A 12,879-nucleotide genomic window follows, 5' to 3' on the forward strand; every position below is an offset into this window, starting at 1 on the left:
GGATGGCTTGCTCAATCGGCGTTTAGAAAATAAGCCGAAGGGATAGAAGAATACAGGAGCCGTATACGAGGCCCGTACGTACGGTTCTGTGAGAGGGATGAGGCAAAAGCCTCACCCTACTCGATGTACTTGTTAAAATTCTTGTTCCTAAAATGAAATAATTTCAATGTGTTAGGTTGTTTTATTTTCATACAGTCTTGATTCTATTTTCATCTAATTAACATTAAATGCAACCTAAGACGTATATTGTACTGGGGAGTGTAAGTTTGTGTAAATTTCTTCTAATTAAGATTCATTATCAGCGCGTTTTAATTTAGAATGATCGTTCACTCTAAACTAAAAGGTATTTAACATGCAGCGTTCCCGCATCGCTTTATTTGTATTGTCAGCCCTCGTCGGTTCTGTTGCTTTAACTGGTTGTGATCAAGCAACTGAGCAATCACAAGCTTCAGCTCCTAAAGCTGTACCAGTGGGTGTACTTACATTAAAAAGCCAAGCGCTTACTCTCAAAAAAGAACTTCCTGGTCGTATCAGCGCATTTCAAATTGCTGAAATTCGCCCACAAGTAAGTGGTATTGTTCAATCTCGTTTATTTGTTGAAGGTAATGAGGTTAAACAAGGCCAAGCACTGTATCAAATAGACCCTGCTACATTTGAAGCAGACTTAGCAGCAAGTGAAGCAAGCGTAGCGCGCGCAGAGGCAAGCATTGCCAGCTCTAAATCAAAAGCATCGCGTTATAAAGAACTTTTAAAAATTAAAGCCGTGAGCCAACAAGATTTTGATGAAGCAGATGCCGCATACAAGCAAGCTAATGCTGAATTATTAACAGCTAAAGCGCAGTTAAAATCAGCGCAAATTAATCTCGATTACAGCCACGTCTCTTCTCCTATTAGTGGTCAAATTAGTAAATCAAGCGTAACAGTGGGTGCACTTGTAAGTGCTAATCAAAGTACAGCACTTGCTACAGTAACTCAGTTAGATCCAATTTATATCGATTTAACACAATCAAGTAATGAGCTTACCCAACTTAAAAAAGCAATATCATCAGGTGCTCTAACTGTCGATTCGGCTAATCAAACTGACGTTGAACTTATTATGGAAGATGGCTCTATTTATCCTCATAAAGGCACATTACAGTTTTCTGAAGTGACCGTTGATCCAAGTACTGGCTCAGTAACACTGCGTGCTAAATTTTCAAACCCAGAAAAATTATTACTGCCTGGCATGTATGCTCGAGCTTCTATTGTGGAAGGTGTTAAAGCGGGTGCTATTTTAGCTCCGCAACGTGGCGTTAGCCGTAATTCAAAAGGCGAACCAACAGCAATGGTTGTCAGTAAAGACAACACAGTAGAAAGCCGCGTATTAAAAGTAGATAGAACTATTGGTTCTGATTGGCTTGTTACTGATGGCCTAAGTGATGGCGATAAGTTAATAGTTGAAGGTTTACAAAAAATCCGCCCTGGTGCACCTGTGAATCCTTCTGAAATTCAATCGTCTACTAAAGCCGATCAAGCGCAATAACGGAGAGTTTTAATGTCACGATTTTTTATCGATAGACCGATATTTGCTTGGGTACTCGCTATTGTAGTGATGCTTGCAGGTATTTTGGCGATTAGGAGTTTACCTATTTCGCAGTATCCTTCAATTGCACCACCTGCAGTGAGTATTACTGCAACGTACCCTGGTGCATCTGCACGAACACTTGAAGATACGGTAACGCAAGTTATTGAGCAAAAAATGAAAGGGCTTGATGGCTTGCTTTATATGTCATCTACGTCTGAGTCGAGTGGTTCTGCTACGCTTACACTTTCGTTTAGCGCTGAAACTGACCCTGATATTGCACAAGTTCAAGTGCAAAATAAACTAGCTACAGCAACTCCACTATTACCAGAAGCCGTACAAAGGCAAGGTGTGGTAGTTGCAAAATCAGCGCGTAACTTTTTAATGGTTTATGCTTTTGTGTCTAAAGATGGCAGCATGACCAATATTGATATTGGCGATTATGTTTCATCAAACGTGCAAGACGTTGTCTCGCGTGTTGAAGGCGTAGGTGAAGTACAGCTGTTTGGTTCTCAGTACGCGATGCGTATTTGGTTAGACCCTGCAAAGTTACAAAATTATAAGCTTACACCTGCTGATATTAGTGCATCAATTAGTGCGCAAAATGCACAAGTATCTGCCGGTCAACTTGGCGGTATGCCTGCCGTTGATGGTCAGCAACTTAATGCAACAGTAACGGCGCAAAGCCGATTACAAACGCCAGAGCAATTTAAACAAATATTAGTTAAAACCAACCCAGATGGCTCTTTTGTACGTCTAGAGGACGTTGCTAAAGTAGAGCTTGGCGGTGAAAGCTACCGCGTTGTTGCTCGTTACGATGGGCAACCTGCATCAGGTTTAGGTATTAAATTAGCCAGTGGTGCTAACGCACTTGATACCGCAGAGGGCGTTAAAAAAGCAATTGAAGAGCTAAAACCGTTTTTCCCTGAAGGGGTAGATGCGGTAATACCTTACGATACAACGCCGTTTGTCTCGTTATCTATCGAAAAAGTTATTCATACATTAATTGAAGCTGTTGTACTTGTTTTTGTAGTTATGTATTTGTTCCTACAAAACTTTAGGGCAACGCTTATTCCAACAATTGCCGTACCTGTGGTTTTGCTAGGTACATTTGGTATTTTATACACCTTTGGTTATTCAATAAATACACTAACGATGTTTGCGATGGTACTTGCCATAGGCTTATTGGTAGATGATGCAATTGTTGTTGTAGAAAATGTTGAGCGTTTAATGACCGAGGAAAAACTCTCGGCACTTGAAGCTACACGTAAATCTATGGATGAAATTAAAGGCGCGCTGGTAGGTATTGCCATGGTGCTTTCTGCGGTATTTATTCCAATGGCATTCTTTAGTGGCTCTACCGGTATAATTTATCGTCAGTTTTCTATAACACTCGTATCGGCGATGGGGTTATCTGTTTTAGTGGCTCTTATTTTAACGCCAGCATTGTGTGCTACGTTATTAAAACCAAGCCATGTTCATGACGATAGCTCGTTTATTGGTAAGTTTTTCTCTGGATTTAATCGAGGTTTTGATAAAACAAATTCAGGTGCACAAAGCTTTGTAGGGCGCATGCTTACTCACTCTAAACGCTACTTACTTATCTATGGCGTGATAGTGGGTGGCATGGTGTATGTATTTTCGCATTTACCAACGGCGTTTTTACCAGACGAAGACCAAGGTATTTTATTTAACCAAGTTTCATTACCAGCGGGTTCTACAACACAGCAAACGCTTGAGGTTGTTAAAAAGGTAGAAAATCACTTTTTAAACGATCAATCTGAAGCAGTAAACGGTATTTTAACCGTTACAGGTTTTAGTTTTGCAGGCTCTGGTCAAAACTCAGCAATTGCCTTTGTAAATCTTAAACATTGGGATGAGCGTCAGCGTGACGAGTTATCTGTTCAAGGTGTTGCAGGTAAAGCGATGGGCTACTTTTCAACGATAAAAGAAGCATTTGTTTTTGCCTTTCCGCCACCTGCAATTGTTGAGCTGGGAACTGCTAATGGCTTTAATATTTTCTTACAAGACCGTGTAGGCCTTGGCCATGAGGCACTTTTAGCTGCACGAAATCAGTTATTAGGTTTAGCAAGCCAAAGTCCAATTTTAGCGGGCGTGCGTCCAAATGGACAAGAAGATATGCCAGAGCTACAACTTGATACAGATTTGGCAAAAGCCGAAGCGCTTGGTGTGTCGCAAAACGATATTAACAGTACACTTTCGACAGCATGGGGTAGTAGTTATGTGAATGACTTTATTGACCGTGGTCGAGTGAAAAAAGTGTATATGCAAGGTGATGTACAATCTCGCATGGTGCCTGAGGATCTAAATAAGTGGTATGTACGCAATGATAATGGCGATATGGTGCCCTTTTCAGCGTTTGCTAGTGCCTACTGGACGTATGGTTCGCCGCGTTTAGAGCGTTACAATGGTTTTTCAGCAATGGAAATTCAAGGTAGTGCAGCGCCAGGTTACAGTACAGGCCAAGCAATGGATGAAATGGAGCGTTTAGTTAAACAATTACCAAATGGTATTTCGTCTGAGTGGACCGGTATTTCATTCCAAGAGCGCTCTAGTAGCGGTCAAGCACCTCTACTATATGGCCTATCGCTGTTATTTGTATTTTTATGTTTAGCCGCGCTTTATGAAAGTTGGTCGGTACCGTTTGCGGTAATGATGATTGTGCCACTGGGTATATTTGGTGCAATTATGGCAGCGCTTGGCGGTGGCTTATCTAACGATATCTACTTGCAGGTAGGCTTGTTGACCACCATTGGTTTGGCATCTAAAAATGCGATACTGATTGTAGAGTTTGCGATTCATAAAATGGAAGAAGGGCTTGGCTTAGTTGATGCGGCTATTGCTGCTGTTCGCCTTCGTTTGCGTCCAATACTTATGACTTCGATGGCCTTTATTTGTGGTGTTTTACCGCTTGCTATTGCCTCAAGCGCGGGTTCTGGTGCGCAAAATGCGTTAGGTATTTCGATTATTGGCGGCACACTTGCATCATCAATATTAGTTGTTGTTTTTGTACCGTTATTCTTTGTGTTAGTGCGCCGTGTATTTCCTGGCAAAGCTAAAGAGACTACGAAGGAGAGCGCAGAATGAGCATTAAAACATTCAGCCTAAGTGCAATTGCTTTATTGGTGCTAAGTGGTTGCCAACTAGCGCCAGAGCAAAAAGACCTTGCTTTACCAGTATCTGATGCTTATGCATCAGATACTGGGCAAAGCGCTGCGCAGCAATTAAATTGGCAGCAGTTTTTTAATGACGAAAAACTACAAACGTTAATTAGTCAAAGCCTTGAGCATAACAAAGACATGCAAATTGCAGTGCTTAATGTGCAGCGTGTGCGTGGTTTATATCAAATTGAAGACTCTGCTTTGTATCCATCCCTTGATTTAAATGCCTCAGGTACGCGCCAGCGTTTACCGGCTGACTTATCAGGTACTGGCGATGCAGCTATTAGCTCGCAATACAGTGCAACAGTGGGTATTACCTCTTACGAGTTAGATATTTGGGGCAAGGTAAGTAACCAATCAGCGCAAGCACTGCAAAACTTATACTCTACAGAGCTTAGTCAATACAGCACGCAGGTGTCTTTAATTTCAGAGTTGGCAAATGCGTGGCTAAATTATGCAACTGATTTGCAACTGCTAGAGCTTGCAAAAGAAACGCTTACCTCTCAGCAAGAGTCATTATCGCTTACGCAAAAAAGCTTTGATTTAGGTGCGACGTCTTCAATTACCCTTGAGCAGCTTAAAAGCACAGTTGCTACGGCAAAAGTAGACATAGCAACGTACAAACGTTTGTTAAAGCGTGATAAAAGTGCCTTAGATTTATTAGTAGGTAAATCTGTTTCAGCTGATTTACTACCTAATAAAGACCTGACTAACTTGATCAGTATGCCAGAAGTACCCGTTGGTTTACCGTCTGACCTGTTATCACAGCGCCCTGATATTAAAGCCGCTGAGCATTTAATGCTTGCTGCTAATGCCAATATTGGTATTGCTCGTGCGGCGTTTTATCCAAGCATAAGCTTAACAGCCAATGCGGGGTCAGCTTCAAGTGACTTAAGTGGCTTGTTTGATTCAGGCTCTGGGACATGGAGTTTTGTGCCGACAATTAGCTTACCTATTTTTAATATGGGACGTAACCAAGCAAATCTTGATGTAGCAAAAGCAGATCAAGAAATTGCAGTGGCAACGTATCAGCAAAAAATTCAAAATGCGTTTCGCGAAGTTGCCGATGCACTTGCTGATAGAGAAGGTTACCAAGAGCAATTAAGTGCCCTTGATATGCTTATAAGTAGTCGACAAATCACGTTTGATTTATCAAAAATGCGTTACGAAAAAGGCGCAGATAGCTACTTGCAAGTACTTGATGCTCAGCGTACGTGGTACGGCGCTGAGCAGCAGTTAATTGCGGGTCAGCAAGCGTATCTTGCGAGTCAAATTAACTTGTACAAAGCGCTTGGTGGCGGATGGAATGTAGCCAGTGAAACAACTCAGGAAGAGAAATAATATTTGCGGCTTTTAAAGCCGCATTACATATTTATATAGCGAGACTATTTATAGCTCTTGCTTTACTGAGTTTATGACTTGGTAGTGGAGTTGAACATGAAGCCTAAAGCAAAAAGGCAAACAGATCCCGCGATAGCACTTGCTAGGCGTGAGCAAATTTTATCAGCTGCTGCAGAGTGTTTTCGCCGTAAAGGTTACCACGGTGCAGGTATGGCAGAAATATCTAAAACGGCAGGGATGAGTGCAGGCCATATTTATAATTACTTTGAAAGCAAAGAGGCGATTATAGAAAGCATTATTGAAAAAGACATGGAAGAAATGTTCTCTATCTTTCAAAAGTTTGAAGATCACCCTGGTGATGTTTTGGCGGCTCTTTTAGATGGCTTAAATATTGGCGTGCAAAGACACATGGATACAGGCTCATGTGTTATCGATTTAGATATGATGGCAGAAGCGGGTCGTAATATTAAAGTCGCTACTCTTTTGCGTGAAACCGATATTCAAGCAAGAGGGCGCATGAGGCAGCTTTTAGCAAGCGAGCGAAGTGCGCTCAAAGACATTGATGAGCGTGAACTTGAAAGCCGAATTAATGTTATTTTTTCGATGATGGCAGGGTTATTACTTAGAAAGTTACTTTACCCTGAGCTAACCGAAGAAACGGTACTCATAGCGCTTCGCCCTGCGATGAAAACATTACTGATGCCATTTGATAAAGCGCAGTAACGCTCAAAATAGATAACTAAAAAGTAAGCTAGCCAATATTTTGGCTAGCTTTTTTATTTATACTATTTAAAAACGCTCGATTGACCACTGAAGTGCAATGATTGCGATAGCAATGGAGCCCATTGGCATTAACCACTTTTTATACCAAGTGTAGTGTCGTACATAAATGAGTATTGGTAAGGCTATCAGTAAGATACTAAGTTGACCGATTTCGACGCCTAAATTAAACGCCAATATACTAAGCAGTTGATAGTCGCTCGACAAGCCAAGCTCGCCAAGTACGCTCGCAAATCCCATCCCGTGCAGTAAACCAAAAGCAAAAGTAAGCCAACCTAAACGAAGTACCAACGGCCACACATTATTTAATGCTGCAAATAAAACCGATATAGCAATTCCAAGCTCTACCCAGCGGCTATTTGGTGAGACTAAGCTCATAGCTGTTGCGGTAAGCGTAATAGAGTGCGCAAGCGTAAACGCGGTTACTATCCATGCTGTGTGTTTAATAATTTGTTTTTTAGAGCTAATACCTTGCCATGCTTTATCGCTGCGCTTTAAAACACAGGTAAGTAACAAAGCGATTAAAAATAAAATATGATCAATACCAATCCAAATATGTAAAACACCCTGATACACGTATTGATTAAAGGTACTTAAATAACTTGTTTGCTCAAAGCTGAACGTTTGTTGTGCCTCATTGATATTAAATACACGAGATACACCGTTTATATTTACGATGGATTTATGATTGGCATCGGTTTTAAAAAAAGCAGAATAGGAAAGGGAGATTGTTTCATTGTCATCACAGCTAAACTGCAGCGGAATCACCAAATAAGGCTGGTTAAAATGGTTATCTAGCTGATAGATACCTTCACTTTTTAAAGGGCATGATTGCGCGTTTTGCGTGATATTTAAATTTTCTTCAATGAAGTTATTAATTGAGCTGCGTTTTGCTTTTATTTCTGCCCACGAAATTTGCCCGTTTTTATCTAAATCCAGAGGTACTGCGTGCTCTAAGTCGGCTATATTAATTTGCCAGGTACCCGTGTATTGGTTTTTGTTGGTGTCGTTATTGTTCTCGCTATTTAAGGTTATATAACTTGTACTTAGTTGATGGGCAAAGCTGTAAGTTGAAAAAATACACAGCATTAAAGTGAGTATAAATAGATAAGGCGTTTTCATAGTGTGTCTCGTTGCATCGCTTTTGCTTGAGTAAGTAATTGCTCATCGGTGCTCATTTTAGCCTGTTGCCAATTAATATGAGCCCAGTAAAGTGCTTTTTCGCGATTTGGTTGTACATCAAGGTAATATTTAGCTAAGTCACTTGCATGAAAAGAATCTTTGCGAAGCTCTCGTAGTGTAACTCTTTGCGCCATTGTATTTTGCCATTTTTTATCGCGTTTATTTAGTTTTTTTTCTGCGATTGAAAGTCTTAGCAAAATAGCATCCTCTAAATTACTTTTATCAGGAAGCAGTACGCTTAATGTATTTAATACTTGTTGTGGTTGATTTAGAGCAATTTGAATATCGGCCCATAAAACAATAAGGCTCACAGGGGCTTGAACTAAATCTACACTTTGTAAGTGAGACATAGCTTGTTTGTAGTTATTTAAACGGTAGCTCATTTCACTTAAAACATGGTTTGTAGCTAGGCTAGTTTGATTATTATTTATAATTTTTACTAATGCTTGGTAGCTGTCTAAAACGCTTTCATGTTGGCTTTGTACATCGAGTACACAGGTGCTAGCAGTAATAGTGCTTACTTTCCCAATTAAGGCTACGCAGTGTTTTTTTGCTTGTGCAAACTTACCTTGAGTCATAAATATATTGGCTAGCAATAAATGGCTATTACTATGTTTTGGCTCTCCAATCAAAACGTTGTTAGCAATATCAATAGCTTCGTTGAAAAGGTGCTCTTTTTGTAAAACGCGAGCATATAAGTAACCAATTTGAGATGAGGGTGTTTGTTTATATAGCTGGGCTAAACGGGTTTTAAGTAGCCCCTGTAAACGCTCTGTTTGGCCTACATATTGGCTGTTAGTGACTAATGTATTTATTTCGTCAACAGAGAGGGAAGCACTAAGCGTTGAATTACTTTTGGCAATAACTGCATCATCTTTTGGGGTAAAAGGCGCAGCGCTCAACGCAAAGGGTGTTAGGCATAAAGTAATAAATGCGACGGACTTAAAAATTGATAAATGCATTATAAATATCCTTTGAAAAAAGCCATCCATGGCCTGTCAGCTTAATGACTTGGTTAGTTACCGTTTGTTGAAATTAATCCATCAACATCGGTATCTGTGTTTGTAAACACCCGACCGTTAACAGTTAACGGCTCTGCATTTGGCGCTTGATTAAATGCATCGGTTGCAAATTGAGCAAAGTCGACTTGTAGTGCGTCAATTGTAATGTTTACTGTTGCAGTTACTTGCGAATTAACGCCATCACTTACACCAAACATAAAACTATCTGAACCTGTCACTTCTTTATTTGGTGTATAGGTAAAGTTACCATCGCTATTAACGGTAACAGTTCCAAGAGTTGGTTCACTTGTTAATGAGTAAGTAAGCGAATCGCCATCATTGTCGGTTGCGCTAAGCATATCGGTAATGCTTACTTCAGTTTGTGTAGTTAGCATTACATCACTTGCGGTCGGCGCTGTGTTTACAACCGGTGTAGGCTGTTTTTTATCATCATCGCTACTACATGCTCCCAATGTTAATGCACTGAGGAGAACACAAATATGGGTAGTTTTTAAATTACGCATTATTTTACTCCTTATTTAGAGCCAGCAAGTGGTGTTGCAAGGTACGGGAATGATGAATCCATCATTGTTGCATCAATAGGTGCGCCGTCTGTAAATGGCACTGTGCCTGTATTAGCATCCTCTGGTGCACAAAGTCCTAAATCAGTGTCTTCACCATTTACAGGAATCGGATGACATAAACGACCCATCACAACACGAAGTGCAATATCAACCACATCATCACCCGGGCGACGACCATTTGGGAAGCCGGCTAAATCATTACCCGCTACACCAAATGCAGATTGATCAGCTTGCGCTGTTGCTGCAATGCCTGTATTTAAACGCAGCATTTCTGAAGGTGTTACAGTTGCTTGCTGATTAACGCCTGCAAAACCCGTTAAAAATGCAGTGATTAAATCAGTACGCGGAAAGTTAGTCGGTGCCAGCGTTTCAAAGTTAGTATCTAGTGTTGTATTAACAGCATCTTTAAATAAAATATTTAATAACTCTGGTAGTGCAGGGTGAGATACATAATCTAAAAATTGTGCATCATCTTTCGGGTGCGCTGTTGAGAATGTGTCTTTATCTTTAATGCCAATTACAAGCTCGTTTACAAGCGGGCTACCCAAGCGTGAAACTTGTGTTAAAGCACCACCATTAACGGCGTTATTAGTAAATTTAGCATTAGGGTTTAATACGCGAGCTTGAGGTAGGCTTGCTGTTGTCCATGCACCAATTACTTTATTTCCATCACCTACAATACAACTCTTTGGTATTTCGATAGCGATTGATGTTACGTTTTTATCTGCAAGATCGTCGTTATCAGCAGATTGCGTTATACCACCTGGGAAACCACCGCCGTCACCAGCACCTGGGGCGCTATCACCTTCTACAGGTACATAGTTAACTAAATCAAATGTCTTACCTAGGTTAACTACAAATGGGTCTTTTCGTTGTCCTACAAAAACTTGTGCCATGTTTTCACAGTTAGGAATTGAAACCTGATAAACAAATTGGTCAGCATAAGTTTGATAATCACTCATCGATCCAAATGTTTTATCACCTACATAATCAAGCGGTTTAGAAAATGAGCTTGAGTTTGATGCAGTGTTATTTAATACCGTTGTTTCGCCAGTACGCTGCGCGCCGCTAATCATGGTCATTGTGTATGATTCACTAAAATTTGCTGCGCTGTCATCACCTGCAGCCACGCCGCCAACATTTTTAAGTGGTACCGAAACTGTTCGTTGATTACCTTCAGGTCCAACTGTTAATTGCACGCCTTGATTGTCGTTAGGGAGCATGCTTTTAAAGTTAAACGCAAATGTAATATCTTCAACAGCATCTCCGTCGTTATCTATATGAATGCTGTAGGTAGCATCTGGGTCCATTGCAAAGTAATTAGGACCGCCGTATGCATCTTGCAGCGGGATATAGTTAGCTATTAGTGTTACAAAATCACCACGACCTTGTTCGTAACTATTAAATACATAAAAATCGGTTGAATCTAAAGTCGGGAAACGGCTTATATTTGGCGCTTCTCTGTGGCTAGATGCTTCACTTGGTGCACTTACAAATGTACTACATATTACTACTGCGAGTATTGATGGAGTTAAAGCTTTCATGACTTTGTCCTTTAGTTTTGATTGAAGTCATAGCTAATAACGGGGCGGGATTTAAATTGGATGCAAAAAAGTTAAATTATTTTATTTTTTTTGTTAAAAAGTTTAAAAGTAGGTTGGCTGCTTTGTGTAAGCAGCCAACTTTGGTAATAATAGTCGGGTTATAAAAGTACCAGCTCTGTGGTGTAAAGCACTTCAGTGGGAGAGCCATTTGGTGAGCCACCTATAGGCTCTAAACTCACTGCTAACAATGCGATATCACTTGCGTTAAAGCGGTTATCTTTAAATAATATTTTACTGCCTTGCTTGGGCAGTAAACCCAATGAAATAGGTGCATCTTGACCTTTTAAAATCATCCACAGCTCATAATCTTTATTAGTTTGAGCAACCAATTGGCTACTAGCTTTAATTGAGAGCCCTTGCTCGCTTACATCAATAAACCACAATGATTGTTTATCTTGATTTTGAACCAAAGCAATTTGCTGAGTTTGCATAACATTGGTACTAGGCTGAATAACCAAAAAGGCTAAAACAATGCATGCGGCAGTCGCCACAAAAGACCATGTACGCCAAATTGAAGGCTTGGTATGTATGACTGTTTTACTTGTTTGTGGTCTGTTTTCAATACGCTGTAGTATATTTACCCATACATCGTCATGTGGCGTTTGCGGTGTAATAGCACTCGCTAAGTTGTTTAGGTTTTGCTCCCACATATTTGTTGCTTCACGTGCTTGATTTGAGCTAAGTAACAGACGCTGAAAACGCTTACGGGCAAGCCCTCTAAGTGTGCCAAGCACGTACTGCCCAGCAAGCGCGTCTAATAGTTCGGGTTTATTATAATTCATAATGTTAAACACCTTTGTAGCTGCATAAGCCCACCCCTGATCCAGCTTTTAACTGTACCTAATGGCGTTTCTATATGATCCACTAACTCGCTATGACTCAGCCCCTTATAATAAGCTAAGTGAATAGCTTGTTTTTGTTGCGGCTCAAGCTGTTCGATACAATTGACCAGTTTCGTTTCTTCATCGTAATTAACGTCGATACTTTCATTTTCATATTCGTCATCGCCTAACGACTGCTCTTTTCGTACTTTGTGATATCGAAGTAAGTCAAGACTTCTGTATCTGACTATACTTATCATCCAACTAATAACGGTGCCTTTAGAGGCGTTATATTCAGATGCGTTATGCCAAATTTTTATAAAAGCGTCTTGTAGTGCCTCTTCCGCATAAGCTCTGTTAGTGAGCATATTTAAGCTAATAGCAAAAAGTTTGCCGCTAGTTTGTTGATATAAACTTGAGAAAGCATTTTTGTCTCCTTGTGCTGTTGCGCACAAAAGAGGGAGTAAATCATCGTTATCCATAGGGGTCCTGTTTTTCTTATTATCATTGAGTAAACGGTTGAGGGTGTGATTTGGATGCAAAAAATTTAATTGCCTTTTAGATTAGCTGCTTTATACGTTAGTACAAGCAATAACCGATCAGTGTTTGAAATTTAGACGTGTAAGTATAATTTATTCACATATTTGTAAAAAATGCACAAAGAGCGGTCTGTAGTAGATTTTAGTTTATTAATTACTATATATATCAATGATCTACTGTTCGAGTTTGAATTTTAAATGGCATTTATATGGCGTGATATTTGCAAAAGAGTACATAAAGCCGTTTAAATTAGAATTAGAAAATCGGAATTATTTACACAAAG

General features: G+C 40.1%; 10 protein-coding genes. 4 read left to right on the plus strand and 6 right to left on the minus strand.

Annotated elements, in window-relative coordinates; translation table 11 throughout:
• The first annotated feature begins 352 nt into the window (after positions 1-352).
• The 4 genes from QL998_RS08845 (at position 353) to QL998_RS08860 (ending at position 6,807) form a co-directional block, all read left to right on the plus strand.
• On the plus strand, positions 353-1,522 hold the full coding sequence (locus tag QL998_RS08845) for an efflux RND transporter periplasmic adaptor subunit (protein ID WP_290192539.1): 1,170 nt from the start codon (positions 353-355) through the stop codon (positions 1,520-1,522).
• Positions 1,523-1,534: 12 nt separating this feature from the next.
• Positions 1,535-4,669, plus strand: coding sequence for an efflux RND transporter permease subunit (locus QL998_RS08850; protein WP_290192540.1), 3,135 nt, complete (start codon positions 1,535-1,537; stop codon positions 4,667-4,669).
• Positions 4,666-6,084 (plus strand): efflux transporter outer membrane subunit, encoded by a 1,419-nt coding sequence (locus QL998_RS08855; RefSeq protein WP_290192541.1) that lies wholly within the window; start codon positions 4,666-4,668, stop codon positions 6,082-6,084. Before QL998_RS08850 ends, QL998_RS08855 begins: the two co-directional genes overlap by 4 nt.
• 96 nt (positions 6,085-6,180) lie before the next feature.
• On the plus strand, positions 6,181-6,807 hold the full coding sequence (locus QL998_RS08860; RefSeq protein ID WP_290192542.1) for a TetR/AcrR family transcriptional regulator: 627 nt from the start codon (positions 6,181-6,183) through the stop codon (positions 6,805-6,807).
• 66 nt (positions 6,808-6,873) lie between these two features.
• Here the strand turns inward: QL998_RS08860 and QL998_RS08865 are convergent, their stop codons facing one another.
• The 6 genes from QL998_RS08865 to QL998_RS08890 all read right to left on the minus strand — a co-directional run bounded on the left by QL998_RS08865 (position 6,874) and on the right by QL998_RS08890 (position 12,538).
• Positions 6,874-7,986, minus strand: a complete 1,113-nt coding sequence (locus tag QL998_RS08865; RefSeq protein ID WP_290192543.1) for a HupE/UreJ family protein — start codon at positions 7,984-7,986, stop codon at positions 6,874-6,876.
• Positions 7,983-9,008 (minus strand): hypothetical protein, encoded by a 1,026-nt coding sequence (locus QL998_RS08870; protein ID WP_290192544.1) that lies wholly within the window; start codon positions 9,006-9,008, stop codon positions 7,983-7,985. Before QL998_RS08870 ends, QL998_RS08865 begins: the two co-directional genes overlap by 4 nt.
• A 53-nt stretch (positions 9,009-9,061) precedes the next feature.
• Complete coding sequence (locus QL998_RS08875) at positions 9,062-9,571, minus strand: Ig-like domain-containing protein (RefSeq protein WP_290192545.1); 510 nt, start codon at positions 9,569-9,571, stop codon at positions 9,062-9,064.
• Between the two features lie 11 nt (positions 9,572-9,582).
• Positions 9,583-11,175, minus strand: coding sequence for a DUF4331 domain-containing protein (locus QL998_RS08880; RefSeq protein ID WP_290192546.1), 1,593 nt, complete (start codon positions 11,173-11,175; stop codon positions 9,583-9,585).
• A 158-nt stretch (positions 11,176-11,333) separates the two neighbouring features.
• On the minus strand, positions 11,334-12,017 hold the full coding sequence (locus tag QL998_RS08885) for an anti-sigma factor (protein ID WP_290192547.1): 684 nt from the start codon (positions 12,015-12,017) through the stop codon (positions 11,334-11,336).
• The gene (locus QL998_RS08890) at positions 12,014-12,538 is read right to left on the minus strand and encodes a sigma-70 family RNA polymerase sigma factor (RefSeq protein WP_182194822.1); all 525 of its coding nucleotides are present in this window, start codon (positions 12,536-12,538) and stop codon (positions 12,014-12,016) included. The genes QL998_RS08885 and QL998_RS08890 overlap by 4 nt, the downstream gene beginning before the upstream one ends.
• Positions 12,539-12,879: the final 341 nt, after the last annotated feature.

Origin of the sequence: Pseudoalteromonas sp. APC 3691 (genome assembly GCF_030408135.1) — a bacterium.
In the GTDB taxonomy this organism is placed as follows: Bacteria; Pseudomonadota; Gammaproteobacteria; order Enterobacterales; family Alteromonadaceae; genus Pseudoalteromonas.

What these genes read in the sequence shown, in the direction of transcription:
- QL998_RS08865 (WP_290192543.1), bottom strand. Translation starts at nt 7,986, where the DNA reads ATGAAAACGCCTTATCTATTTATACTCACTTTAATGCTGTGTATTTTT.
- QL998_RS08875 (WP_290192545.1), bottom strand. Translation starts at nt 9,571, where the DNA reads ATGCGTAATTTAAAAACTACCCATATTTGTGTTCTCCTCAGTGCATTA.
- QL998_RS08850 (WP_290192540.1), top strand. Translation starts at nt 1,535, where the DNA reads ATGTCACGATTTTTTATCGATAGACCGATATTTGCTTGGGTACTCGCT.
- QL998_RS08860 (WP_290192542.1), top strand. Translation starts at nt 6,181, where the DNA reads ATGAAGCCTAAAGCAAAAAGGCAAACAGATCCCGCGATAGCACTTGCT.
- QL998_RS08890 (WP_182194822.1), bottom strand. Translation starts at nt 12,538, where the DNA reads ATGGATAACGATGATTTACTCCCTCTTTTGTGCGCAACAGCACAAGGA.
- QL998_RS08880 (WP_290192546.1), bottom strand. Translation starts at nt 11,175, where the DNA reads ATGAAAGCTTTAACTCCATCAATACTCGCAGTAGTAATATGTAGTACA.
- QL998_RS08885 (WP_290192547.1), bottom strand. Translation starts at nt 12,017, where the DNA reads ATGAATTATAATAAACCCGAACTATTAGACGCGCTTGCTGGGCAGTAC.
- QL998_RS08855 (WP_290192541.1), top strand. Translation starts at nt 4,666, where the DNA reads ATGAGCATTAAAACATTCAGCCTAAGTGCAATTGCTTTATTGGTGCTA.
- QL998_RS08845 (WP_290192539.1), top strand. Translation starts at nt 353, where the DNA reads ATGCAGCGTTCCCGCATCGCTTTATTTGTATTGTCAGCCCTCGTCGGT.
- QL998_RS08870 (WP_290192544.1), bottom strand. Translation starts at nt 9,008, where the DNA reads ATGCATTTATCAATTTTTAAGTCCGTCGCATTTATTACTTTATGCCTA.